The 25604-nt window shown below is 62.1% G+C and carries 23 protein-coding genes and 1 tRNA gene; 12 read left to right on the forward strand and 12 right to left on the reverse strand.

What is annotated here, in order from left to right:
* Positions 1 to 346: 346 nt before the first annotated feature.
* Positions 347 to 421 (reverse strand) — tRNA-Val (locus LB555_RS26880).
* A gap of 138 nt (positions 422 to 559) precedes the next feature.
* A complete protein-coding gene (locus LB555_RS26885; protein ID WP_023773727.1) occupies positions 560 to 1243 on the reverse strand; it encodes a phosphoglycolate phosphatase in 684 nt (227 codons plus the stop codon).
* Between the two features lie 253 nt (positions 1244 to 1496).
* Here LB555_RS26885 and rpiA point away from each other — a divergent pair, with 253 nt between their 5' ends.
* The 3 genes from rpiA to gor all read left to right on the forward strand — a co-directional run bounded on the left by rpiA (position 1497) and on the right by gor (position 4337).
* Entirely contained in the window at positions 1497 to 2228 is a 732-nt protein-coding gene (rpiA, locus tag LB555_RS26890) for a ribose-5-phosphate isomerase RpiA (RefSeq protein ID WP_224684169.1), read from the forward strand.
* Positions 2215 to 2829 (forward strand): DUF2059 domain-containing protein, encoded by a 615-nt coding sequence (locus tag LB555_RS26895; protein WP_015317875.1) that lies wholly within the window; start codon positions 2215 to 2217, stop codon positions 2827 to 2829. The genes rpiA and LB555_RS26895 overlap by 14 nt, the downstream gene beginning before the upstream one ends.
* A gap of 116 nt (positions 2830 to 2945) precedes the next feature.
* Positions 2946 to 4337 carry a glutathione-disulfide reductase gene (gene gor / locus LB555_RS26900; RefSeq protein WP_224684170.1) on the forward strand — a complete coding sequence of 464 codons (1392 nt, stop codon included), beginning with the start codon at positions 2946 to 2948 and terminating at the stop codon, positions 4335 to 4337.
* A 57-nt stretch (positions 4338 to 4394) separates the two neighbouring features.
* Here the strand turns inward: gor and mgtE are convergent, their stop codons facing one another.
* The 4 genes from mgtE to LB555_RS26920 all read right to left on the reverse strand — a co-directional run bounded on the left by mgtE (position 4395) and on the right by LB555_RS26920 (position 10976).
* A complete protein-coding gene (gene mgtE / locus LB555_RS26905) occupies positions 4395 to 5759 on the reverse strand; it encodes a magnesium transporter (protein ID WP_140619658.1) in 1365 nt (454 codons plus the stop codon).
* A 270-nt stretch (positions 5760 to 6029) separates the two neighbouring features.
* Positions 6030 to 7922, reverse strand: coding sequence for an ABC transporter ATP-binding protein/permease (locus LB555_RS26910; protein WP_015317878.1), 1893 nt, complete (start codon positions 7920 to 7922; stop codon positions 6030 to 6032).
* A 537-nt stretch (positions 7923 to 8459) separates the two neighbouring features.
* The gene (locus LB555_RS26915) at positions 8460 to 9140 is read right to left on the reverse strand and encodes a DsbA family oxidoreductase (protein ID WP_141907153.1); all 681 of its coding nucleotides are present in this window, start codon (positions 9138 to 9140) and stop codon (positions 8460 to 8462) included.
* Between the two features lie 15 nt (positions 9141 to 9155).
* Positions 9156 to 10976: an extracellular solute-binding protein gene (locus tag LB555_RS26920; RefSeq protein WP_224684171.1), complete on the reverse strand. Its 1821-nt coding sequence runs from the start codon at positions 10974 to 10976 to the stop codon at positions 9156 to 9158.
* Between the two features lie 232 nt (positions 10977 to 11208).
* Here LB555_RS26920 and LB555_RS26925 point away from each other — a divergent pair, with 232 nt between their 5' ends.
* Positions 11209 to 11838 (forward strand): invasion associated locus B family protein, encoded by a 630-nt coding sequence (locus LB555_RS26925; RefSeq protein WP_015317881.1) that lies wholly within the window; start codon positions 11209 to 11211, stop codon positions 11836 to 11838.
* Between the two features lie 84 nt (positions 11839 to 11922).
* Here the strand turns inward: LB555_RS26925 and hspQ are convergent, their stop codons facing one another.
* Positions 11923 to 12246, reverse strand: coding sequence for a heat shock protein HspQ (hspQ, locus tag LB555_RS26930; RefSeq protein ID WP_027142695.1), 324 nt, complete (start codon positions 12244 to 12246; stop codon positions 11923 to 11925).
* Between the two features lie 147 nt (positions 12247 to 12393).
* Complete coding sequence (locus LB555_RS26935; protein ID WP_224684172.1) at positions 12394 to 13608, reverse strand: UbiH/UbiF family hydroxylase; 1215 nt, start codon at positions 13606 to 13608, stop codon at positions 12394 to 12396.
* 72 nt (positions 13609 to 13680) lie between these two features.
* On the opposite strand from LB555_RS26935, the gene LB555_RS26940 reads away from it, so the two are divergent.
* From LB555_RS26940 to LB555_RS26975, 8 genes are all read left to right on the forward strand, one after another.
* Positions 13681 to 14610, forward strand: a complete 930-nt coding sequence (locus LB555_RS26940) for a DUF2182 domain-containing protein (protein ID WP_140619648.1) — start codon at positions 13681 to 13683, stop codon at positions 14608 to 14610.
* A 14-nt stretch (positions 14611 to 14624) separates the two neighbouring features.
* Positions 14625 to 15239, forward strand: coding sequence for a DUF1326 domain-containing protein (locus LB555_RS26945; RefSeq protein ID WP_015317885.1), 615 nt, complete (start codon positions 14625 to 14627; stop codon positions 15237 to 15239).
* A 47-nt stretch (positions 15240 to 15286) separates the two neighbouring features.
* Positions 15287 to 16054, forward strand: coding sequence for a phosphatidylcholine synthase (pcsA, locus tag LB555_RS26950; protein ID WP_224587278.1), 768 nt, complete (start codon positions 15287 to 15289; stop codon positions 16052 to 16054).
* A gap of 27 nt (positions 16055 to 16081) precedes the next feature.
* Complete coding sequence (locus tag LB555_RS26955; protein ID WP_140619646.1) at positions 16082 to 17059, forward strand: quinone oxidoreductase family protein; 978 nt, start codon at positions 16082 to 16084, stop codon at positions 17057 to 17059.
* A gap of 217 nt (positions 17060 to 17276) precedes the next feature.
* On the forward strand, positions 17277 to 18854 hold the full coding sequence (locus tag LB555_RS26960; protein WP_181166499.1) for an ABC transporter ATP-binding protein: 1578 nt from the start codon (positions 17277 to 17279) through the stop codon (positions 18852 to 18854).
* Positions 18851 to 19981: an ABC transporter permease gene (locus LB555_RS26965; RefSeq protein WP_140824441.1), complete on the forward strand. Its 1131-nt coding sequence runs from the start codon at positions 18851 to 18853 to the stop codon at positions 19979 to 19981. The genes LB555_RS26960 and LB555_RS26965 overlap by 4 nt, the downstream gene beginning before the upstream one ends.
* Positions 19981 to 20901, forward strand: a complete 921-nt coding sequence (locus tag LB555_RS26970; RefSeq protein ID WP_140824440.1) for an ABC transporter permease — start codon at positions 19981 to 19983, stop codon at positions 20899 to 20901. Before LB555_RS26965 ends, LB555_RS26970 begins: the two co-directional genes overlap by 1 nt.
* A 51-nt stretch (positions 20902 to 20952) precedes the next feature.
* Positions 20953 to 22020 (forward strand): BMP family ABC transporter substrate-binding protein, encoded by a 1068-nt coding sequence (locus tag LB555_RS26975; RefSeq protein ID WP_015317891.1) that lies wholly within the window; start codon positions 20953 to 20955, stop codon positions 22018 to 22020.
* Between the two features lie 76 nt (positions 22021 to 22096).
* Here the strand turns inward: LB555_RS26975 and rimO are convergent, their stop codons facing one another.
* The 4 genes from rimO to LB555_RS26995 all read right to left on the reverse strand — a co-directional run bounded on the left by rimO (position 22097) and on the right by LB555_RS26995 (position 25601).
* Positions 22097 to 23410: a 30S ribosomal protein S12 methylthiotransferase RimO gene (gene rimO / locus LB555_RS26980; protein ID WP_224684173.1), complete on the reverse strand. Its 1314-nt coding sequence runs from the start codon at positions 23408 to 23410 to the stop codon at positions 22097 to 22099.
* A 158-nt stretch (positions 23411 to 23568) separates the two neighbouring features.
* Positions 23569 to 24255, reverse strand: a complete 687-nt coding sequence (locus LB555_RS26985) for a TerC family protein (protein ID WP_224684174.1) — start codon at positions 24253 to 24255, stop codon at positions 23569 to 23571.
* Between the two features lie 183 nt (positions 24256 to 24438).
* Entirely contained in the window at positions 24439 to 24846 is a 408-nt protein-coding gene (locus LB555_RS26990; RefSeq protein WP_041163455.1) for a DUF930 domain-containing protein, read from the reverse strand.
* Positions 24847 to 24902: 56 nt separating this feature from the next.
* Complete coding sequence (locus LB555_RS26995; RefSeq protein ID WP_224684175.1) at positions 24903 to 25601, reverse strand: DUF2161 domain-containing phosphodiesterase; 699 nt, start codon at positions 25599 to 25601, stop codon at positions 24903 to 24905.
* Positions 25602 to 25604 lie beyond the last annotated feature (3 nt).

Here is a 25604-nt window from a genome sequence, read left to right on the forward strand (position 1 = left end):
CCCCCCCCCCCCCCCCCCCCCCCCCACTTCCGCGGTAAAGCTACCGTGGGGAAAATTGGCCCTCTGTGCAAGAGCCTACGTTTTAAATCACAGCTTTCCAGTAATCGACCCCTTCTGTGGAGCAGGGGGGTTTTTCGTAGGGGTGTTTATTCGCGCCCGTGCTTCGCACCCCCACTCCGCCCACCCGGTAGGGCGCAGTGGAGAACCGGGGCCACGTCTGTGCTATTTCGGCCAGATTCTGCACTTGCCGGACAGGTAGGAAGGGTTGCGCGCCAGTTACGCGCCAGTGCCGATTTTCAGAGATTTCCTTAGGGGCCTAATCATCCAACGAAATCAGGTAGTTGGATGGTGGGCGATGCAGGGATTGAACCTGCGACCCCACCCGTGTGAAGGGTGTGCTCTCCCGCTGAGCTAATCGCCCGCTCGTTGCCCGAAGGCCAAGCGAGCCGCGATATAAGGGAGGCCGACCCATTAAGTCAAGGCAGCGTCTGGTGTTGTCACACAGATCGGATTTGCGGTCTCGCCAAGGCCCGTTCCGCAGAGATTTTCATCGTGGCGCTCAGTGTGCGGCGGCGCCGATCAACCTTTGCGCCAGATCGAGCGTCAACGCATCGAAATGCGAGATCACCGCCGAGGGCTCGAACTCGCGCACATGACGGTCGGTGTAGCCGAAATCGACGGCGACGACAGGAATGCCGGCCGCCTTGGCGGTGTCGATATCGGTTTGCGAATCGCCGACCATCAAGGCGCGGTGCGGATCACCGCCGGCGAGTTTGATGGTCTCGATCAGGTGGCGCGGATCGGGCTTGCGGAACGCGAACGTGTCCTGCCCGGCAATTGCCGCGAAATGCCTGGTCAAGCCGAGTGCTTCGATCAGCGCCAGCGAATTGGCCTGGTACTTGTTCGTGCAGATGGCCAGCAGATAGCCGGCCTTCTCAAAGCGGGCAATCGCCTCGATTACGCCGGGGTAGGGGCGGGATTTGCCCGGAATGTTATCGGTGTAGTGATCGAGGAACAGTTTCAGCAGCCGGTCGTGCTCCTCGACCTTGAGGGATCGTTGCTGCGCGGCATGCGCCCGTTCGATCATCACCCGGCCGCCATGGCCGACGAAGCGTTTGAAGCCGGCTTCGTCGACGGCCGACAGTTCGCTGGCCGCCAGGCTGTGGTTGAGGCTGTCGAGCAGGTCCGGCGCCGTGTCAATCAGCGTTCCATCAAGGTCGAACACGATGATCGGGCGAGTCATGATCCATCCTGCGCAGGTTTGTGCATGGGCAGGCGATAGCGGCTGCGACGCGTTAAGGCAAGCAGACCGGCGGGACGGCCGCCAAGGGCTTTGACCCGGCCTGCAAAAATGCTAGGAGCCGAAAACGCTAAAGCGCGTCGCGTCGAAACAGACTCATGCGGCGCGCTTCAGGTCTTTCTTTCATGCATGTCGTTTTCCCAAAGCCGAGGTCATTTTGGGCGACATGCATTCGGTTTCGGGGCAGCAAAGCAGCATGGATGCGAGGCAATTGAAGGTCGAGGCCGCGCGGGCGGCCCTTGCCCATGTCAGCGACGGCATGCGGCTCGGCATCGGAACCGGCACCACTGCCGAGGAGTTCGTGCGGCTGCTTGCCGACAAGGTCGCCACCGGCATGACCATAACAGGCGTGCCGACCTCTGAACGCACTGCTGCGCTGTGCCGCGAACTCAGCGTGCCACTGTCGACGCTGGAGGAAACGCCCGAGCTCGATCTCACCGTCGACGGTGCCGACGAGGTCGACCCGGAGCTGACATTGATCAAGGGCGGCGGCGGGGCGCTGCTGCGCGAGAAGATCGTGGCCGCGGCCTCGCAGCGCATGATCGTCATCGCAGACCGATCGAAGATGGTCGAGACACTCGGCCGGTTTCCGCTTCCAATCGAAGTCAACCAGTTCGGCCTGCGCGCGACCGAGATCGCCGTGGTCATGGCGGCTGGAAATCTCGGCCTTTCCGGTCCGGTGACATTGAGGATGACGGGAGGCCAGCCTTTTGTTACAGACGGCGGCCATTTTATCCTCGATGCATCTTTTGGCCGCATTCCGGATACAAGAGCGCTTTCGAATGCTCTCCACGCCATTCCTGGCGTGGTCGAGCATGGTCTTTTCATCGGGCTGGCGTCAGCGGCCATCATCGCCGGCGGCGACGGTATCCAAACTGTCCATGCCGCCCGAAAACCAGGGAGTTCTACCGATCATGATGTTGCATAACCGGGTTCGCCGTCTTTCCGTCCTTGTGGCGGCATCGGCCGTCTTCGCGTTCTCCTCGCCTGTCTTCGCGCAGGACGTCACGGAATCGCATCTGAAGGCCGCACGCGCCGCGGTCGCCGCGATCCACGCGACCGACCCGTTCGACAACATCCTGCCGCAGGCCGCCGCGGCGCTCGAATCGCAGCTTATCCAGAAGAACCCGGACATGCAGGAACTGATCGGCAAGACGATCAACGAGAAGGCGCTGGCGATGGCCTCACGCCGTGCGGATCTCGAGAAGGAAGCGGCTCTTGCCTATGCGAAGGTGTTTTCCGAAAAGGAACTCTCCGACATCGCGGCTTTCTACAGCTCCGAGTCCGGCAAGAAGCTGCTCGACAGCGGCCCGACCGTGACGCGTGACCTCGTCAAGGCCGCCGACATCTGGCAGAACGGCGTCGCGCGCGATCTCGCCCAGCAAGTCGGCGAGACTCTGGCAGCGGCGGCAAAAGCCAAGGCGCCGGCCGCACCCGCCGATGCAACCGCGCCCGCGGACGGTGCTGCTCCGGCGGATGGCGCGGCCCCCGCCGACGGTTCCGCGCCGTCGGACGGCACGCAGAACTGATCGTGATCTTTCCGACGGCCTTGCGGCCATCTGTGAAGCCCGGCTTGTCCGGGCTTTTCTTTTGACGGTTTGCGGCCTACCTGTCAGTCGCATTTTGGCGTTCAAGGAGCCGCTTCATGGCCGGTTATGACTACGACCTCTTCGTCATCGGCGGCGGCTCCGGAGGGGTGAGGGCGGCGCGGGTCGCGGCAGCGCTCGGCAAACGCGTTGGCATTGCCGAAGAATACCGTTTCGGTGGCACCTGCGTCATCAGGGGCTGCGTGCCGAAGAAGCTCTATGTCTATGCCTCGCAATTTCCCGAGCATTTCGCCGACGCCGCCGGCTATGGCTGGACAGTGCCGGAAGCCAGTTTCGACTGGCAGACGCTGGTCGCCAACAAGGACCGCGAGATCAGCCGGCTGGAAGCGATCTACAAGAAGAATGTCGAGGGTTCGGGTGGCGAGACGTTTCACACGCGGGCGATGATCGTCGACCCGCACGTGATCCACCTCCTGAGCGAGGACCGCACCGTCACCGCCGATCAGATCCTGATCGCCACCGGCGGCCGTCCGGCAGCGCATCCGGCGCTGCCCGGCCACGAACACTGCATCTTTTCCAACGAGGCTTTCGACCTCAAGGAACTGCCAAAGGCGATCATGATCGAGGGCGGCGGCTATATCGCGGTCGAGTTCGCCAACATCTTCCATGGCCTCGGCGTAGACACCACGCTGGTCTATCGCGGCAAGGAAATCCTCGGCCGCTTCGACATGGACCTGCGGCGCACGCTGCATGAGACGATGGAGAAGAAGGGCATAAAGATCCTTTGCCATTCCGTCTCCGAATCGGTCAGCAAGCGGCCGGACGGACGGCTCGACGCGCAGCTCATCGGAGGGCAGGTGCTGACGGTCGATCAGGTGATGCTGGCCATCGGCCGCCTCCCCAACACCGAGAATATGGGCCTGGAAGGCATAGGCATCGAGATGACCGCCGCGACCGGTGCGATCAAGGTCGACCCGTATTCCCGCACCAACATCGACAATATCTGGGCGATCGGCGATGTCACCAACCGCGTGCAGCTGACCCCGGTGGCGATTCACGAAGCCATGTGCTTCGTCGAGACGGCATTCAAGGACAACCCGACGGCGCCCGACCACGACACGATCGCGACGGCTGTCTTCTCGCAACCGGAAATCGGCACGGTCGGCCTGTCGGAAGACGAAGCCGTCAAGCGCTTCGCCGATATCGAAATCTACCGCGCCAGCTTCCGGCCGATGCGGCACACGCTGTCGGGCCGTGACGAAAAGATGCTGATAAAGCTGGTCGTTGATGGCGCTTCGCGCAGGGTTCTCGGCGCCCACATATTGGGGCCGGATGCCGGCGAAATGGCACAGCTGCTCGGCATCCCCCTGAAGGCCGGACTGACCAAGGACGACTTCGACCGCACGATGGCCGTGCACCCGACCGCCTCCGAAGAGCTCGTCACCATGTACAAGCCGACCTATCGAGTGAAGGACGGCGAGCGCGTCTGACGTCGCTTGACGCGGCGCTGCCGCCGCCAGCCACGGCCGGCGGCGGCAGTCGAACCGCTACAGCAAAGTGCCGCGCAGGATGACGAGCGCCACCGAGAAATAGATCACCAGTCCGGTGACATCGACCAGCGTGGCGACGAACGGTGCGGATGCACTGGCGGGGTCGAAACCGATCCGTTTCAGGGCGAAAGGCAGCATCGACCCCGACAGCGAACCGAAGGTGACGATGCCGACCAGTGCGGCACCAACGGTTGCGGCAATCAGCGGCCAGTGCGGGCCATAGTCATAGAAGCCCATATATTGCCAGAGCGCGATGCGGCAGACGCCGACCACGCCCAGCATGGCGCCGAGCACGAGACCGGTAGGCAGTTCGCGCAGCGCCACCCGCCACCAGTCACGAAGGCCGATTTCGCGCAGCGCCAGCGCGCGGATGACCAGCGAGGTCGCCTGCGAGCCGGAATTGCCGCCGGAACTCATGATCAGCGGGATGAACAGCGTCAGCACGATCGCCTTCTCCAGCTCGCCCTCATAGCTTTGCATGGCATTGGCCGTCAGCATCTCGCTGATGAACAGCGCACAGAGCCAACCACCGCGCTTCTTGATCATGGCGAGAAAGCTCATCTTCATATACGGCTCGTCCAAAGCCTCCATGCCGCCAAAGCGATGCACGTCTTCGGTCGTCTCCTCGATCATCGTGTCGATGATGTCGTCGATGGTGACGATGCCGAGGATCTTGCCGTTGTCGACGACCGGGACGGCGAGCAAATCGTATTTGGAGATCGTCTGCGCCAGGTGTTCACGATCCGTCAGCGGAGTGACTGTCACCGGCAGGCGGTCCGGCGCTACCGACAGGATCGGGTCGTCCGGTTCACCGGTGATGAGCCGACGCAAGCCCGTCGACCGCACCAGGAGATTTGTCCGCGGATCGACAATGTAGATTGCATAGACGGTCTCGCGCGTCCGTTCGACCTTGCGGATGTAGTCGAGCGTGCGTCCGACGGTCCAGTCGGAGGGCACGCTGACGAACTCCGTGGTCATGATCGAGGCGGCGCTGCCTTCGGGATAGCCCAGAATGGAAAGCAGGGTGGCGCGCAGCGGCGGCGCCAGCGCACCGAGCAGCTCGGAGCGTGCCGGCTCGTCGAGCTCGCGCAGGATGTCGGCCGCGCGGTCGACGGACATGGCGGTGAGCAGCTTGCTCGCCTTGGGACGGGGCAGGGCCTCCGCCAGTTCGGGCGCGCCTTCGAGCTCAGGCTGGTCGAAAATCTCGACCAGCCGTTCGAAGGGTACGGCGCAAAGCAGCTCCGTCGCGGTTTCGCGCGATTCATGGTTGAGCGCCTCGACAAGGTCGGCGACGTGATCATTGGCAAGGATGCGGGCGATAGCGACGGCCTCGTCGTCCGCTACGGGGAAAAAATCGTTCATGGCTCACTCCTTGCCGTCCGGCAGGACATGAACCATTCAGGTCACGTCTAGGCGGACGGCCGTTGCGTTCGACTGTGACTGTCGCCAGGCATGGCGCGGTGACCTTTCTGCTTGCGGGTTCGCTTTTGACTGCTGCAAGCCGGCGCAACATAGGAGCGCGCCTTGCCGAGTCAATCGCGGTGAGGAAGGAAAACAGTGCCGAACGGCCCGGATCGCGAGACTGTGATCACCGTGGACCGTTCACCGTGGCAAGCCACGGGGACATCAGCATTATTTCTGCTTCAGCCGGCGCGAGAAACGCGTCCATTTGTCCTCGACCGGCCGTGGCTGGGCCAGGATCGTGGTGAGTTCCAGCGGCAGGCTTGGGGCAAGCGGCTTCTTCGTGGCGACGCCGTCGGCAATCAGGACCATCGAGTGGTAGAACTCGGTCCCGGCAGCAGATCTCGGTGCCACGGCTTCGTGCATGACACTGATCACCGTCACATCAGGGCAGTTGTCCTTGATGGCTTGGTGGAAGGCAATCTTGCCATCAGGGTCGAGAGCCCCGGTCGCCTCGTCGAGGAACAGCAGGCCCGGTTGCTGCAGGATGATACGAGCCACCACCAGCTTCTGCTTCTGGCCGCCCGACAGGACCTGATCCCAGCTCTTGCCCTCGCGGCTTTCATTGGCCATGTGTTCGATGAAATCGCCAAGGCCAGCCTTGTGCAGTGCCGACGCGACCTGGGTATCGCCGTGGTCGCCTTCCGAGCCTGGTAGGCAGACCAGCTGTTTCAGCGACACCTGCGGCAGCTTGACCTCCTGGGCGGCATAGAAGCTCTTGACGCCCTCGGGGAAGACGATGGTGCCGCGTCCATAAGGCCACAGGCCGTTGATCGCCTTGATCAGCGAGGTCTTGCCGCACCCGGATTCGCCTTTCAGGAAGGTCCATTCGCCGCGCCGGAAGCGCAGGTTGGCGGAACTGAGGAATGGTGTCGCATCCTCACCCTGATGCGCCAGCTCCAGCTTCTGGATGGTCAGACCGAAGACCGGATTCTGGCTGGCGTAGTGGAAGTCGGAACGGCCGCTCTGGCTGTAGAATTCCTGCGGGTGCTGGACTTTCTCGATCGCGTTGGCGAGCTCCGTCACGCGCTGGCTGTTGGCGCGCAGCGTCGCGATGGCGGGCATGACATGAATGAACCAGGAACACTGGCTGATGAGCTGGGCGACCATTTCGGAGCCGGTGATGTAGCCTTTATAGTCCAAGCGGCTGTGGATGAACGGCACAAGGCCTGGAGCATAGGCGACGATACGGGCGCCGACGAAGTTGTAGATCAGCTCGAACGACATATAGCTGGTGTTGACGACATTCAGCCGCCCCCAGGTGCGATCGATGTCGACATAGAGCCGGTCGTGCATCCTCTTCTGCACGCCCTCGCCATGCGAGGCGGCGACATGGAAGCTGCGGCGCAGGAACGTCGTCAGTTCGCTACGATAACTTCCCTCGGCCTTCTGCATGCGAATGTTGAGACGTTCCAGCAGGCTGCCGAGCTTGACGGCGATCCAGGTGTTGAGGGGGACGTAAGTGGCAACCGCGAGAAGGGCGAGAACAGCGCTGCCATAGCTGCCAAGGAACTCCAGGCCTTTGACCTCCACTGACGACTGCAACAGGTTCTGGCCTATAAAGTAGAGCGAAGTCGCCAGCCCCAGCACGCCCATGGCGAGGCCGATCGCACCGCCGGTCATGTCCTTGATCGATTCCTGGATGCGCTGGTCGACATTGTCGGGCGCAACGATGCCGCCGTCCGCGGAACCATGTTGAGCGTGAAAATGAGTATGGTTGCCGTCGAGCAAGGCCTGGTTGAATTGGTCGTTCAGCCAGCCGCGCCATTTGCGGTGCAAGGTTGCCGAGACGAGATTGCGCACGCCGGTGAAGCCGACGTCCTTGAGCATGACCAGCAGCACCAGTATGCCGGCGTTGGTCAGGATTGTTTCCAAGGGCCTGGTGTTGGCGGCATCGTGCAGGAAGGCGATCGAATTCACCAATTCGCCCGACGCCATGGCGAACCACACGCTAGCCTTGCTGGACAGCGCGGTGAGCAGGGCTATCACCAGCGTCAGCGCCCAGGCTTCCTTCCAGCGGTCCGAGATCCAGTAGGCTCGCACGAGCCCCCAGAAATTGCGCATCGAGGATACCGGCGTCAAATGCGACCGCCCTGCGGCGTCGCTGCGTAGTCCATCCGGTACTGACTCTTGCGATCGCCTGCCGATCCGAATCACGATCCCGCCCAAACCTTTTTTGTTTTGTTACGGATGGTAACACCAATTGATCATTTTCCATTAATTTTTAAACCAGGCCTATGGGATTGCTCTCGCGACCGTTGCACTGACGCAACAGATTGAAGATCGAACCGCCAGAAAAAATGGTGGGCAATCATCAGAAAATTTTGATTGGTTTCAGCAACTTGGACGCGGCGAACGGGGCTTCGGTCGATCTTCCCCTGGGGAAACCTGGCACACGGTTTCGTGACTCAAGAAATCATGGGGGCCGGGGTCGACGCCGCTTCCTTGCCGTGGCGAAGTCGCCAATATCGGATTGGAACAGCGGGAGCGCAGGATCGTTCTCTTGCCCATTCGTCAACCAAAGGGCGATCCGCACCGGCCCAATGGCAAGCGGCTCTTTCATCAGCACGCCAAATGAAGGCGAATTGGCGTCCGCTGTCTTCAGCCGGTTTTCTCCAACTCGCCACGCGCCTTGGCCGCCGCGACCTGACGGATCGCATCGGCCAACGTGTCGGCATCCTGCGCACCCATCACGGCATATTTGTCCTCGAGCAGGAAGCACGGCACGCCTGTGATGCCCATGCGCGACGCGGTGGCGATTTCCGTGCGAACCGCCTCGACATCAGCGTCACTCGGCAAGAGCGTTTCAACAACAGCGGCGTCCATGCCGGCTTCGCGGGCAGCTTCGACCAATACGGTGTGGTCGCCGATATTGGCGCCTTCCTCGAAATTCAGCTGGAATAGGCGGCGCACCAGTCGGTTCTGGACGTCCTCGCCGGCGGCACCGGCCCAGCGGATCAGCCGATGCGCGTCGAGTGTGTTCGGCGCCACCTTGATGGCGTCGAAGGCAAAGGAAATGCCTTCGGCTTCGCCAAGCGGTTCGATGCGAGCATGAATTTCGCGAATGCGCTCGTCGCTGCCGAACTTGGCCAGCATGTAGTCGTGGCGGTCCTTGCCTTGCGGCGGAATGGTTGGATCGAGCTGGAACGGCCGCCAGCGTATATGCACTTCGACATCGCCGGCCGCGGCGATCGCCTTGTCCAGCCGCTTCTGACCGATGAAGCACCACGGGCAGACGACGTCCGACACCACGTCGACGGTTATGGCGTTCGCTTCGCTCATCTCGATCTCCGGACTTCAGTTCGGTTTGCGCCACCATGTTGGCAGCTGATAACCGAATATGGGCGTCTTGCGCGGATGTTCCAGATAATTCCAGTAAGCAAGCCACTGCTGCGTATTGTACTGCATCGGCACCATGTAATAGCCGGAGATCAGCAGCCGGTCGAGAACGCGAACCGCCGCGACGTAGTCCTCCTTTGAACGGGCTCGCAGCATTGCGTCGATGGCCGCATCGATCGCCGGATCGGCGACGCCGGCGAGGTTGAACGATCCCTCGGTCCTGGCCGCGGCGGACGACCAGCGCCCGATCTGCTCGATGCCAGGGGACAACGAATTGTTGAAGCCGCTGGAGCCGATCAGGACCTCGAAATCGAAACGCTGCTTGCGCGACTGGATCTGGTCGCCGTCCAGGCTGCGTATGCTGACATTGATGCCGATCTTCTCAAGCGTGCGCTGGTAGATGCCGGCCAGACGTTCTTCATCCTGCGAGGCGGTCAGAATCTCGAAGCCGAAAGGTTTACCGTCAGGATCGATCATCGTGCCGTCCTGCACATGGTAGCCGATGCTTTTCAGAAGATCGAAAGCTGTCTTCAGCACCTTGCGGTCCTGGCCCGAACCGTCCGTCACCGGCGGTTTCCAGGTGCCGTCCATGACGTCGGCCGGCACGCGGCCGGGATAGGGCGCCAGCAGCGCCTTTTCCCTGTTATCAGCAGGATGGCCGAGCGCGGAAAGCTCCGAGTTCTGCCAGTAGCTCATCGTGCGGGTGTACTTGCCGCCGAACAGGTTCTTGTTGGCCCATTCGAAATCATAAAGCATGCCGAGCGCGCGCCGAACCACGGGGTTGGAAAACTTCGGCAGCCTCGTGTTGAACAGAAAACCCGTCACGACGGGTGGAATGCCGGTATCGAAGGTTTCTGAGACAACGTCTCCCCTGTGAAACGCCGGAAAGTCGAGATCGCGCTCGCGTTTCACCGGATCGCTGTCGTCGTCGATGGCGCAAAGACCCTTCTTGAAGGCTTCGAGCTTGGCGTTGGCGTTGAGAAAATACTCGATGGTGATCTGGTCGTAATTGTCGAAACCGCGCTTGGCGGGAACGTCCTTGCCCCAATAGTCGGGGTTGCGCTTGAAGACGATGCGCTGGCCGGGCGTCACCTGCGCGACCCTGTAGGGACCGCTGCCGATCAACGGCTTCAGCGTCGTCCTGTCGAAAGTGTCGATGTCGAAAGCGTGCTTGGGGATGATCGGCGTCAGCGCGATGATCAGCGGAAACTCACGATCGGCCTTGTCATTGAAGGTAAAGCGCACGCTGTGGTCGCCCGTCTTTTCGAGCTTGGCGATCCTGGCCATGCGGTCGCTGTAGGGCGGACGGCCTTTCTGCGTATAGGCATCGTAGGTGAACAGCACGTCTTCCGGCGTCACTGGCTGACCATCCGACCATTTGGCATTCGGGTTGAGATGGAATTCGATGGTCTTGCGCTCGGGATCCATGTCGGCGGTGTCGGCCAGAAGCCCATAAAGGGTAAAGGCCTCGTCGGCACTGCGCTGCATCAGCGGCTCGAAGACCAGATTGCCGTAAATCGTGTCCATCATGCCGCGCGCGGTCGTGCGCAGGCTTTTCAGGATGAAAGGGTTGAGATTGTCGAAGCTGCCGACGACGCAATAGGTAATGCTGCCACCCTTCGGCGCGTCGGGATTGACGTAGCTGAAATGGGTGTAGTCCGGCGGCAGGGCCGGTTCGCCCTGCATCGCAATCGCGTGTTTCGGCTCCGACAGCGCCGGAGGCGACGACAGGCTGAAAAACGATAATGCGGTGACCAGCCAAACAAGAACGCGGCCCATGACCGTCTCCTTAACAGGTCGGCTTGATGATTCGGTCCGCACCCTAGCATGGGGCACCTGCGTGGCGGCCAATGGCGTCGTCAAGAATTACCGGTCGGCGGGCTGGATTCGACGCCGCTTGCAGTGTAACACGCCGTCCGAAGTCATTCTGTTGCCTCATTTTGGCAACAGGTAGCTGGACCACACGGCGCGAAGAAGCCGGTCCCGGGATCATTGAGAGGAAGTGCACGACATGACGAGCCTGAACAGCAACGCGTACCGCCTGTCGGTCATGGCCGCAGGCGTGGTTGGCTTTCTCGGCGCAGGACTTCCCTCTGCTTCCGCGCAGCAGCAGCCGCAGATTCCGCAGGGCTGGTTCAAGGCCTGCACCAAGCAGGAAGACGTCGACATCTGCAATGTCCAGAACATCGTCACCGCTGGCAATGGCCAACTCGTGACCGGCGTCAGCCTGATCGAGCTCAAGGGCAAGGTGAACCGCAAAGTGTTCCAGGTGACGGTCCCGACCGGCCGCCTCGTGCCTCCCGGCATCGGCCTGCAGATCGACACCGGCAAGGCGCAGAAGCTCGACTATGTCATCTGCTTCCCGGATCGTTGCGTGGCGGAAGTGCCGCTGACCGATCAGCTTGTCGCTTCGTTCAAGAAGGGTCAGGGGATCACGCTGACCTCGATCAATTTCCAGAACCAGGCCAACCCGATCAAGATCGCGCTGCAGGGCTTCAGCGGCGCCTATGACGGCCCGCCGCTGCAGCAGTCGGACATCGAGGACCGGCAGAAGAAGCTTCAGGACTTCGTCGCCAAGAACAACCAGGATTTCGCCAAGAAGCTCAAGGACGAGCAGGACAAGGCGAAGACCGCCAACTGATCCGGCGTCGGGAATATAGCGAGTCAAAAAAGCGGGGTCATGCCCCGCTTTTTTCATTTCTGGCCATACTCAGCATGCCGGAAGTCAGTGCCTGGACTGCCGTTTCGGCGCATAGCGCCCATCCGGCTTCTTGTCGAACATTTCCTTGATTTGCGGATGGCGGACAGGTTCTCCCGATTGGTCCTCGAGCAAATTCTGCTCGGACACATAGGCGATGTATTCGGTTTCCGAATTCTCGGCGAGCAGGTGGTAGAATGGTTGGTCCTTGCGCGGCCGTACGTCGGCGGGGATGGCCTCGTACCATTCGTCGGTGTTGGCGAATTGCGGATCGACGTCGAAAATGATGCCTCGGAACGGGAACAGCCGGTGGCGAACCACCTGTCCGATCGCGAATTTGGCCGTTTTCATCGCACTCACCACTGAATTCCTTGGCTTTATTTGGCGCAGACTCCGCATCAATTCAATCCCGAGCGTCTGAGCGCCTTCAAGATACGCGGTATGCGCAACAAAGGTTTTGATGAACGTCGCGATACCGCGGCAAAGTCCGCAAAATCGCTACCGCTGCCGAGCCGGCTTCCGAAGGCCGCCCGCAACTGCCGCAAAGCCGCTGCCCGGGCGAAGCCCTTCCCGCATGAAGAAGGCGCGCAGCGGCGTAAAGCCGCCAAGTACACCCAGGCCAACGCCACGCGCCATCTGCGCCGGCAACATGTCCGAAAGCAGCGACATGTTGAGCAGATTGACTGCGCTGCTGCGCGCCAGAATATCGGGCCGGCGCTTGAAATCGTATGCAGCAAGGGCCGCAACAGCCCCCGGATCCTCACGATTTTCACGCGCGATTCCAACCAGATCGTCAATATCCCTGATGCCTAGGTTGAGGCCTTGCGCGCCGATTGGCGGGAACACGTGCGCCGCCTCACCGACAAGCGCCACCCGTCGCGCCGCGAAACGCAGGGGGGTCACCGTCGACAATGGATAAATCTGGCGACCCGGCTCGACGGATACCCGGCCCAGCATCGATTGCATCTTTTGCTCGACGCGGAGCGAGAGCGTTGCATCGTCCAAAGCGGCAAGCTCCTTGGCGGTCTCTGGCTTGACCACCCAGACAAGGCTGGAGCGATTGCCCGGCAGTGGAACCTGCGTGAACGGGCCGGTCTCTGTATGGAATTCCGTCGAGGTGAAGCCATGTTCGCGGTTGTGGCCGAAATTGAGGACAAGCGCCGCCTGAGGGTAGGCGCGCGCCGCCGTCGAGATGCCCGCGGCCTCGCGGGCCGGCGACAGGCGGCCGTCGGCGGCGACCGCAAGGGACGCATCGATCTCGCTGCCATCAGCCAGCGTGGCATGCGCTTTGCCGGCGCCGAGATGCCATGCCTTCACCATGGATCTGCGCCACTCGATGCCGGAATGCGCGGCCACCTTGCTGGCAAGCGCCGGGCCAAGGACGCCGTTGGGCAGGTTCAGGCCGAACTGTTCCTCGCCGATCTCGCTGGCGCGGAAGGTGACGACGGGGCTGCGGATCAGCCGGCCGGTCGCATCGGCAATGCGCATCACCTTCAAAGGCGCGCCCTTGGACCTGATGTCCTCGAGCACGCCCAGCCCTTCGAGCACCTTCAGGGCAGGCGTCATGAGCGCCGTGGTGCGACCGTCGGGAGCCGAGGTTTCCGGCCCGGCAATCGTCACCGGAAAGCCGGCATCGGCGAAGGCAAGCGCGGCGATCAACCCCGCCGGCCCCGTGCCCGCAATCAGTATCCGCGCTGTTTCCTGATGCTCCAAGATCGGCTTCCGGTCTGCAGTTGAGAGGCGGCCACCAGACCTGCCAGTCCAAACAGGCATATAGGGCAGATCATGCGGCTTGATCAACGCGGCGATTCGGCCCATTCGGATGTCATGACCGGCCAACAGGACGACTTCAGCCATCTCGACCGCGCCGGCCGCGCCACGGCAAATGTCGCGCGCGACCCGCGTTTGACGGTCAACGTCGTCGTCTGTGCAAGCATCGCGTTGGCCTGGCTGCTGCTTGCCGCGATGGCGATACGCGGCGCCGAGGCGCGGATCAGCGCGCCGGGTGACGCTCTCCTGCGCAACCTGCCACAGCTGCCGCTGCCCGATTTCCTGGACCATTTTTTCGTTCTTTGCCTTTCGCCAGCGCCGCTGGACGCAAGCATCGGCCCGCGTGCTTTGGCACTCATCCTCATGTGGTTCCTGATGGCCATCGCCGCGATGCTGCCGTCGGCGGCACCGATGATCCGCACCTATTGCGAGATCGCCGATACGGCGCGGATCAAGCGGGCGCCGGTCGTCCATCCGCTGGTGCTGGTTGCCGGCTACCTCTGCGCCTGGCTCGCCGCATCGCTGCTGTTTGCGGCACTGACACTTGCCGTCCACGCAGTCGCCGCGTCCGCTGGGGTATTCGATCCGGTGCTTGGCGTTGCCGGTGGGCTGGCCTTGCTGGTTGCCGGCCTCTACCAGTTCAGCGGCCTCAAGGAGGCCTGCCTGACGAAATGCCGGAACCCATTCTCGACCTTGTTTTCAAACTGGAGTGCCGAGACCTTCCGCATCTTTCGGCTGGGCATCGTGCAAGGTATCTGGTGCCTGGGATGCTGCTGGGCATTGATGCTGGTGATGTTCGCCGTCGGCGTCATGAACGTCTTCTGGATGGCGCTGATCGGCGTGTTCACCCTAATTGAAAAACAAACGATGGGCAGTCTTCCAACCCGGCTGGCCGGTGCGATACTGCTTGTCTGGGCAGCCGTGCTGCTAGTAGTCTCACTGTGATTGGGGGGAATTCGATGACTGACCCGGGCTGGGCAATGAAAGGAGAGCTCGTACTCTCCTGCAATTGCACGGTTTTTTGCCCTTGCGTCTTGTCGCTCGGCAGTCACCCACCAACAGAAGGCTATTGCCAGACATGGGCGGGTTTCCGTATCGATGCGGGTCACTTCGGCGAAGTCGACCTCTCCGGCCTCAACCTTGGGCTGATCATGGAAATCCCCGGTTACATGAGCCGCGGCAATTGGACCGCGGGCCTGTTCATCGACATCAGAGCCTCGGTTTACGCGGTCAAGGCGTTGACCAAGATCTTCACCGGCAAGGCCGGCGGGACCACGTCGCTGCTCTCGATTCTGGTCGGCAAATTCCTGGGCGTAGAACAGGTGCCGATCACTTACGAGACACGAGACAAGACGCGTATCTTCCAGATTCCGAAGATCATCGACGGGGCGGTCACGCCAATCGCGGGCAAGGACCGCGACAAGGATACGGTGATCACGAACTCGGAATACTGGATCGCGCCGGAGATCATCGTGGCAAGGTCCGACAAGAGCAAGATGCGCGCCTTTGGCCGCAACTGGAATTTCGCCGGCCGATCGGCCGAGATCTGCAAGCTTGATTGGCGGGGCCCGTGAGCAAGAACACAAAAGCCCGCAAGATCGCCGGGAAGATCACCGACCGGATTCCACGGCCGAAGAAGAAGGTCACCTGGCCGCAGGCGCGTGCGTTTTCGGTGCATCTGCTGACCGCCTCCGGTTCGTTCCTGGCTTTCCTGTCGCTGGTGGCGGCGAGCGAGGAGCGCTGGACGGCCATGTTCTGGTGGCTAGGCCTGGCGCTGTTCGTCGATGGCATCGACGGGCCGATCGCCCGAAAGCTGGAGGTCAAGGAAATCCTGCCGACCTGGTCCGGCGAACTCCTCGACAACATCATCGACTACGTGACCTACGTGCTGATCCCGGCCTTCGCGCTCTACCAACGGGGCTTCATGGGCGAGGGCCTGTCGTTCCTTTCGGCGGCGATCATCGTCGTCTCCAGCGCGATCTACTATGCCGACACCGGCATGAAGACGAAGGAGAATTTCTTCAAGGGATTCCCGGTGGTCTGGAACATGGTGGTGTTCACGCTGTTTGTCATCGAACCGGGACAATGGGTCTCGTTCGCGGTGGTAGTGGTGGCCGGCATTCTGACCTTTGTCCCGATAAACTTCATCCATCCGGTGCGGGTGAAGCGGCTGCGGCCGATCAATCTCGGCATGACGCTGTTGTGGTGTGCTTTCGGCGCGCTCGCGCTTGCGCAGGCCGCACTCGCCGCTTTCTACGACCAGATCGGCGTGCTTGGCGAACAAGTCGGCACTTTCACCAAGATCGGAATCACCGTTACCGGGCTCTATCTCGCAACCATTGGTGGCCTCATGCAGTTCTTTCCGAACCTCGGCGCCAAAAAGGCCTGACCAGCCGCTCTTCAAGGAATCCTCTCCATGTCCAAAGCCATCCGCATCCACGCCAATGGCGGTCCGGAAGTCCTGATCCATGAGGACACCGATCCTGGCCAGCCGGGTTCGGGGCAGATCCTGATCAGGCATACCGCGATCGGTCTCAATTTCATCGACGTCTATCATCGCTCGGGTCTTTATCCGCCGCCCGGCGGATTTCCGCTCGTTCCGGGCAGCGAAGCCGCCGGCGTGGTGCTGGAAGTCGGCGGGGGCATCGACTGGCTGAAGTCGGGCGACCGGATTGCCTATGCCGTGACGACCGGCGCTTACGCGCAAGAGCGCGTCATCGATGCCAGCAAGGTCGTCAAGGTACCGGACGGCATCAGCGACGAGCAGGCCGCCGCCATGATGCTGAAAGGCATGACCGCGGAATATCTTCTGCGCCGCACCTTCAAGGTGAAGGCGGGCGACACCATCCTGTTTCATGCCGCGGCCGGCGGGGTCGGCCTGATCCTCGGCCAATGGGCGAAGCATCTCGGCGCGACGGTCATCGGCACCGCCAGTTCCACCGACAAGATCGAACTCGCCAAGGCGCACGGCTTCGACCATGTCATCAACTACAAGGAGCAGGATTTCGTCGCCGGCGTAGCCGCCATCACCGGCGGCAAGAAGTGCGATGTCGTCTACGATTCGGTGGGTAACGACACATTTCCGGCCTCGCTCGACTGCCTGAAGCCGCTCGGCATGTTCGTCAGCTTCGGCCAGTCCTCGGGACCCATCCCGCCGTTCTCGATGTCGCTGCTGGCGCAGAAGGGCTCGCTGTTCGCAACCAGGCCGACGCTGTTCGTCTACAATGCCAGACGTGAGGACCTCGATGCCTCCGCCGCCGCACTGTTCGAGGTCGTGCTCAGCGGCGCCGTCGAGATCAAGATCAATCAGCGCTACGCACTGAAGGATGCCGGCAAGGCACATGCGGACCTTGAAGGCCGCAGAACGACAGGTACGACCATCCTGGTTCCCTGACGGCAATCTGCCTGGGTTTTCAGCGCGCTGCCGCAGCCGCGAGCATGGTTTGCCCGAAAAGCCGGCCCGCCATATGCTTGTGCGAAGGAAGGCTGATCTTTGCCCTTGAGTTTCCGCTGAAATTCTTGAAGCTCTTTCAAGTTGGGTGCTGCTTTCGCACGAGAGCCGGCCGCGCATACGATGCTTGCGGGAACACAGAACATGTCCGGTAATCCGGATGGGAGGCACTGTGAGTGCAAATCATGATGGGGCGAACCTGCTCGAGGTTCGTGGCCTGACCAAGATATTCGGCACGCTGACAGCGTGCGATCATATCGATCTCAACATCGCCAAAGGTGAAATCCACGCTTTGCTCGGCGAGAACGGCGCCGGCAAATCGACGCTGGTCAAGATGCTGTTCGGCTCGCTGGAACCCAATTCCGGCGAGATTTTCTGGAACGGCCAGGCAGTGCGGATCACCAGCCCAGGCGTTGCCAAAAAGCTCGGCATCGGCATGGTTTTCCAGCATTTTTCCCTGTTCGAAGCCCTGACGGCCGCCGAGAACATCGCGCTGTCGCTGGATGACGGCTCGCCGATCGGCAGCATCGCGGCCAAGGCGAGGGCGCTTTCCTACAGCTACGGCCTGCCGCTCGATCCGGAATCGCTGGTCGGCGATCTGTCCGTCGGCGAGCGCCAGCGCATCGAGATCATCCGCTGCCTGCTGCAGACGCCGCAGCTCATCATCCTGGACGAGCCGACATCGGTGCTGACGCCGCAGGAGGCGGACAAGCTGTTCGAGACGCTGGAGCGCTTGCGCGCGGAAGGCAAATCGATCCTCTACATTTCGCACCGGCTTGAAGAGGTCAAACGCATCTGCGACCGCGCCACGGTGTTGCGGCACGGCAAGGTGGTCGGTCACTGCAACCCGCGCGAGGAGACAGCCTCATCGCTCGCCCGCATGATGGTCGGCAACGAAGTGCAGGCCGTGGTGCGCGCGCCGGTCGAGGGGATCGAAACCGCGCAGCCGCTGCTCGAAATCCTCAACCTCAACCGCAAGCCGGCAACGCCGTTTTCCATTCCGCTCAAGAACATCAGCCTCAATGTCCGCGCTGGCGAGGTGATCGGCATTGCCGGTGTCGCCGGCAACGGCCAGGGCGAGTTCTTCGAATCCGTCTCCGGCGAGGTTTTGCAGCAGGATGCCGCTTCGGTGCGCATCCGCGGCAAGAACGCCGGCAGCCTCACCATTACCGGGCGGCGCCTGTTGGGGGCCGCGTTCGTGCCGGAGGAGCGTCTCGGCCATGGCGCCGCGCCGCGCATGAAGCTCTCGGAAAACCTCCTGCTGTCGCGCCATGCCACGGATGGCAAGGCTTTTGTCGGCACCGGCGGCATGGTCAAGAGCGGCGCCGTCTATGCCGCATCGCAACGCATCATCGAGGCGATGGATGTGCGCAAGAGCGCGCCGGATCCTGAAGCGGCAGCACTTTCGGGCGGCAATCTGCAGAAATTCATCGTCGGCCGCGAACTCGACCGCCGGCCAAGCGTGATGGTGGTGAACCAGCCGACATGGGGTGTCGACGCAGGAGCCGCAGCGCACATCCGTCAGGCCTTGATCGAGCTCTCTCGCAGCGGATCGGCGGTGCTGGTGATCAGCCAGGATCTCGACGAGCTGTTCGAAATATCGGACGCGATCGCCGTCATGCACAATGGAGAATTGTCCAGGCCGATGCCGATCGCCGAAGCGACTTTCGAGAAGGTCGGCTTGCTGATGGGTGGCGCCGAGCCCGGCCACGCCGAACATACGCTGGAGACGGCATGATGCGCCTCGAACTTGTCAAACGCCCGCAGCGCTCGGCGCTGTTTTCGATGCTGTCGCCGTTCATCGCCTTCGCGCTGACCATCATTGCCGGCGCGGTTCTGTTCGCGCTGCTCGGCGTCAACCCGCTGAATGCCTTCCATATCTATTTCATCGAGCCGATCAGCCAGGTCTGGCAGTTGCATGAGCTGGCGATCAAGGCAGCGCCGCTGATCCTGATCGCTGTCGGCCTGTCGGTCTGCTACAAGGCCAACATCTGGAACATCGGCGCCGAAGGCCAGTTCATCTTCGGGGCAATCTTCGGCTCGATCATTCCCGTGCTGTTCCCGCAATTCGATGGCCCGCTGGTGCTGCCGCTGATGCTTCTGCTCGGCATGGTCGGCGGTGCGGCCTACGCGGCGATCCCGGCCTTGCTGAAGACCCGGTTCAATACCAACGAGATCCTGACCAGCCTCATGCTGGTCTATGTCGCGCAGCTCTTCCTCGACTGGCTGGTGCGGGGTCCCTGGCGCGATCCGCAGGGCCACGGCTTTCCGCAGACGATCCAGTTCGGCGACGCGGCCGTGCTGCCGGAACTGATGCCCGATGCCGGGCGCGCCAATTGGGGGTTTGTGTTCGCCCTGGTGGCCGCGGTGCTGATCTGGATCCTGATGGGCCGCATGCTCAAGGGCTTCGAGGTCCGCGTGCTGGGCTCCAGCCCAAGGGCAGGGCGCTTCGCCGGCTTCGGCCTCAACCGGATGGTGTTCTTTGCCTTCCTGCTATCGGGAGCGCTGGCCGGCCTTGCCGGCATCTCCGAAGTTTCCGGCGCCATCGGGCAACTTCAGCCCGTGATTTCGCCCGGGTATGGCTTCACGGCCATCATCGTGGCGTTCCTCGGCCGCCTCAACCCGCTCGGCATCGTCGCCGCGGGCCTGGTGCTGGCCCTGACCTATCTCGGCGGCGAGGCCGTGCAAAGCGCACTCGGCATTTCCGACAAGGTGGCGAGGGTGTTCCAGGGCATGCTGCTGTTCTTCGTGCTCGGCTGCGACACGCTCATTCATTACCGCATCCGCTTGATCGGTCTGGCGCTGACGAAACAGGAAACGCCCGCGAAGCTCGAGGCCGCACCAAAGTTGAAGGAAGCCCGCTGATGGACATCACCGTCAACATCCTCCTGACCATCGCCACGGCGGCGACGCCGCTTTTGATCGCGGCGATAGGCGAACTGGTGGTCGAACGTTCCGGCGTGCTCAACCTCGGTGTCGAAGGCATGATGGTCATGGGCGCCGTCGGCGGCTTCGGGGCCGGCTATCTGACGGGATCGCCCTGGATCGGCCTGCTGGCGGCGATCGTCGTGGGCGCGCTGTTCTCCTTGCTTTTTGCCGTGATGACGCTGTCGCTGGCCACCAACCAGGTGGCAACAGGCCTGTCACTGACGCTGCTTGGTCTCGGCCTTTCCGGCATGATGGGAACAAGCTTCGTCGGCCAGCCCGGCGTCAGGCTGCCCAATCTCGATATTCCCGGCCTCAGTTCCATACCGGTCGTGGGCAGGCTTCTTTTTGGCCAGGATCCGATCTTCTACATTTCGATCGCGCTGACGGCCGCGGTGATGTGGTTCCTGTTCAAGACGCGTACCGGCCTCACGCTGCGCTCGATCGGCGACAGCCACACGTCGGCGCATGCGCTCGGCATCAAGGTCATCCGTTACCGCTATCTCTCGGTCATCTTCGGGGGTGCCTGCGCCGGTCTTGCCGGTGGGCATCTGTCGCTCGTCTATACGCCACAGTGGGTCGAGAACATGTCCGCAGGCCGAGGCTGGATCGCGCTCGCACTGGTGGTGTTCGCGTCCTGGCGGCCATGGCGGGTACTGGCCGGCGCCTACATCTTCGGCGCGGTGTGGATCGGCCAGCTTCATGCACAGGCTTTTGGCATTCCAGTGCCCTCGCAGATGCTTTCTTCTCTGCCCTATCTGGCAACCGTCGTGGTTCTCGTTCTAATCTCGCGCAACAAGCGTCTGACGATGATGAACACGCCGGCATCCCTGGGGCAGCCATTCGTTCCGGATCGTTGACAACAAGAACAAGACGGGAAGCTCCAAGGCTTAACTCAGAGAGGTAACACAATGAAAAAACTGCTTATTGCCCTGATGACGACGACAGCGGCTTTGTCGCTGGCCGTGTCTGCGGAGGCCGCCGACAAGTTGAAGGCCTGCTGGGTCTACACCGGCCCGATCGGCGATTTCGGCTATTCCTACCAGCACGACCAGGGACGCCTCGAGGTCGAGAAGGCGCTCGGCGACAAGGTCGAGACTGCTTACCTGGAAAACGTCTCCGAAGGCCCCGATGCCGATCGCGCTTTCGAGCGCCTGGCGCGCGAAGGCTGCAAGATCATCTTCGGCACCTCGTTCGGCTTCATGGACGCCGAAGTGAAGGTCGCCAAGAAGTTTCCCAAGGTGATGTTCGAGCACGCCACCGGCTACAAGACCGGGGACAATCTCGGCATCTACAATGCCCGCTTCTATGAAGGCCGCTACGTGCTCGGCCAGATCGCCGCCAAGGAATCGAAGTCCGGCGTCGCCGGCTACATCGTCTCCTTCCCGATCCCGGAAGTGGTGATGGGGATCAACTCCTTCATGCTCGGCGCGCAGTCGATCAATCCGAACTTCAAGGCCAAGATCGTCTGGGTCAATTCGTGGTTCGATCCGGGCAAGGAAGCCGACGCCGCCAAGGCGCTGTTCGACCAGGGCGCCGACATCATCGTCCAGCACACCGACTCGACCGCGGCCCTGCAGGTGGCCGAGGAGCGCAAGCTGCACGGCTTCGGCCAGTCGTCCGACATGATCAAGTTCGCGCCCAACGCGCAGCTGACCTCGCTGACGGACGAATGGGGTCCGTATTATATCAGCCGCGTGCAGGCGGCCATCGACGGCACCTGGAAGCCGGATAATGTCTGGCTCGGCATCAAGGACGGCGCGGTCAAGCTCGCGCCCTACACCAACATGCCCGACGACGTTAAGGCGATGGCCGAAGCGACCGAAAAGAAGATCGCCGGAGGCTGGAACCCCTTCACCGGGCCGATCGCCAAGCAGGACGGCTCGGCATGGCTGAAGGACGGCGAGGTCGCCGACGACGGCACGCTGCTCGGCATGAATTTCTACGTCAAGGGCGTCGACGACAAGTTGCCGCAATAGGCAGCACGCCACGTCTCTATGGGAAGGGCGCCGCGAGGCGCCCTTTTTCATTTGGATGGTGAACTTGACGGAAGGCTCAGACAGCCGAGCCGTAGAGATCGTAAGCGTCCGCGCGCTCGATCTTGACGGTGACGATGTCGCCGGCGCGCATCGGGCGACGCGACTGGATGTGGACCGAACCATCGATCTCGGGCGCATCATATTTGGTGCGACCCTTTGCCGAAGTGCCGTGCGCCTCGTCGATCAGCACCGGCAGACGCTTGCCGACCTTCCTGGCCAGCTGCGCTGCCGAGATCTTCTGCTGGCGCTGCATGAAGCGATGCCAGCGCGCTTCCTTGATCTCCTGCGGCACCTGCTCAAGCCCGAGCTCGTTGGAGCGGGCGCCTCTGACCGGCTCGTATTTGAAGCAGCCGGCGCGATCGATTTTCGCTTCATCCAGCCAATCGAGCAGCATCTCGAAGTCGTCATCCGTTTCGCCGGGGAAGCCGACGATGAAGGTCGAGCGGATGGCGAGATCCGGGCACACGTCGCGCCAGCCGCGAATGCGCTCGAGCGTCTTCTCGCCATGAGCGGGCCGGCGCATGTTCTTCAGCACCTGTGGCGAGGCATGCTGGAAGGGGATGTCCAGGTAGGGAAGGATTTTTCCTTCGGCCATCAGCGGGATGACGTCGGCGACGTGCGGATAGGGGTAGACATAATGCATGCGCACCCAGATGCCGAGCTTGCCCAATTCCTCCGAGAGATCGAGGAATTTCGCCCGCACTTCGCGGTCGCCGAACATGGACGTCTGGTACTTGATGTCGATGCCGTAGGCGCTGGTATCCTGCGAGATGACGAGCAGTTCCTTGACGCCGGCCTTGGCCAGTTTCTCGGCTTCGCGCAGCACATCGGCGGCCGGCCGCGAGACGAGATCGCCGCGCAGTGCCGGAATGATGCAGAAGGTGCAACGGTTGTTGCAGCCTTCCGAAATCTTCAAATAGGCATAATGGCGCGGCGTCAGCTTGACGCCTTGCGGCGGCAGCAGGTCGATGTAGGGATCGTGTGAGGGAGGGGCGGCCTCATGGACCGCGGCCATCACGCTCTCATAGGCCTGCGGGCCGGTGATCGCCAGCACGTTGGGGTGCTTCTGGCGGATCACGTCCGGCTCGGCGCCCAGACAGCCGGTGACGATGACCCTGCCGTTTTCCGACAGTGCCGAGCCAATGGCGTTGAGCGACTCGTCGCGGGCGGAGTCGAGAAAGCCACAGGTGTTGACGACAACGAGATCGGCGCCGTCATGTTTGCGGGCGATCTCATAGCCCTCGGCCCGCAGACGCGTGATGATGCGCTCGGAATCGACAAGGGCCTTGGGACATCCGAGACTGACGAAGCTGACGCGTGGGGCGGACATGGGCAATTTTCCAATGGACGCGAACCGGAAACACCGATCCGGCCCGCAGTCTCAACATATGACGGTTGGCATGGCTCCTGGCAGGAGCTCAATTTGGGCGGCGCAATAGCACGGCTTGCTCAATCAGGCAAACGGAGCCCTGCGGCCCGGCATGTGCGTCAGTGCCCGTTCGACCCGAACCAGGGTGACAGGAAAGCGAAATGATCGGGGAATTGCTGCACGGCTCCGTCCAGCAGCATCTTGACCGCGACATAGAGGATGATGACCAGGCCGATATAGGCAATCCAGCGGTATTTGTGCAGCAAGCGTGCGACGAATGACGCGGCAAAGCCCATCAAACCGATCGACAGCGCCAGCCCGACAATCAGCACCGTCGGATGGTTCATAGCCGCTCCCGCGACGGCCAGAACATTGTCGAGCGACATCGAGACGTCGGCAATGACGATCTGCCAAGCGGCCTGCGAGAAGGTTTTGCTCGGCCCCTTGCCGCCAATGACGCCATCCTTGTCGAAGTCGCCGTTCGACAGCGCTTCGGTGGCGTCGCGCTCATCGTCGTGGCTGACACGCAATTCGCGCCACATCTTCCAGCAAACCCACAGCAAAAGCAGGCCGCCGCCGATAAGCAGCATGGGACCAATGGTCAGCAGCCATTGCGTGATCAGGGCGAAGAAAATGCGAAGAACGGTGGCCGCCGCGATGCCGACAAGAATGGCTCGCTGGCGCTGGCTGGCCGGCAGGCCGGCAGCGGCAAGGCCGATAACGATGGCATTGTCGCCCGCGAGCGCAAGGTCGATGGCGATGACCTGAAGGAGAGCCGAAAAGCCCGCGGCGGTAAATATTTCCATCGACCTGGAAGCCCTTCGTCGAGTGTTCGTCGTCGATCGTCCGAACGGGCCTAAAGGCATGGTCCGCTGGCGTCAAGTGCGGCAACGGGCAACGCTGGAAAACCATTTTCGTGGCGGTGGAATTGCGGGAGGTTCTCGACAGCCGCCGGCACAAGCCGGAGGCGGGCGCAAGCCCGCGAGAACCTAATCGTAGAGATTGTATTTCGCCCAGTCGGCTTCCGGAATCTCGTCCCCGATCCGATAGCGGAGCTGGAGAACTTCCATATGGTCCGGTCCCGTCTGGCATTTGAATTTGAGCCGGTACCATTGCCCCTTGCTGCGGAACGCCGCACCGGGACTCCGGATTGCGTCGGCGCTCATCTCCGGCGTCGCGAAGGCGTAAGCGACGACGCGGTCGGCCTTGAACTTGCGATCATCGTGGGTGATCCGGTCCAGGATTTCGGCATCGCAACGCTGTTCGAGGCGGGTTTGCGGATCAAGTTTCATCAGCCCGGCGCGCAAAGCGTTGTCCATCGCACTGGCCGGAAAGGCCAGCGTCAGGGACGCAATGGCCATCATGCAGAGTGTCTTCATGGGCGGGACAAGCAACATGTTTTGTCTGAAAAATCAACCAATAGCGGCGGTTCATGCTCGGCAAACCCTGGCATTCAGAGGTCCGGCGCAATCAAAATCTCGTGTCGGGCTTCATCGTGCGCGACCTGCGGCCAACGAACCAGCGAAGCTCGGCCGGCATCCGTGAGATCATAGAGACCACGCTCGACCCTTGCGAACCAGCCATAGACATTGTGCTGAAGAATCTTCGGCGCGATCGACGTCAAGGCTTTCAGATCGCGCGGCCGTTTGGGGCCGTCCGCAAGCGCGGCGGCGCAGGCGAGGGCGCTCTGCCGGTAGGCGGTCATGATCGGAGTGCGCGATCCGCCGCCAGCGACAGGATCGCCGCGGCGGCGCTGATGCTCATCGACAAGGCGAGAACGCCGTCGCGCATTTTTGCGCGGTGCCTGGGCGACCGGACTGAGAAGCACTTCGACCCTGTCATTGGCGGTCACCGCGAGCAGGCCGAAGCCAAGCCGACGGCAGAGATTGCGGAACCTGGCATCGCTTTCGCGCCCCTTGCCCCGCGCCGACATGCGCGCCGCCAGCCAAACTTCATCGCAAGCAGCCGCACGGTCGACGCCCTGCAGAACCAGTTCGAGATTGAACTGCAGCTTCAGCTCGCAGATGACGACGATCGGCGGCTCCCCCTCGCGCAGCGCGACGATGTCGCAACCGCCGATTTCCCCTTTCACGACGAAGTTGAGGTTTTCGAGGAAACGCTTCACCGGCGCGTAGAGTGAGGTCTCGTTCATGCC

The organism is Mesorhizobium sp. BR-1-1-10, from assembly GCF_020165595.1.
GTDB classification, from domain to species: Bacteria; Pseudomonadota; Alphaproteobacteria; order Rhizobiales; family Rhizobiaceae; genus Mesorhizobium; species Mesorhizobium australicum.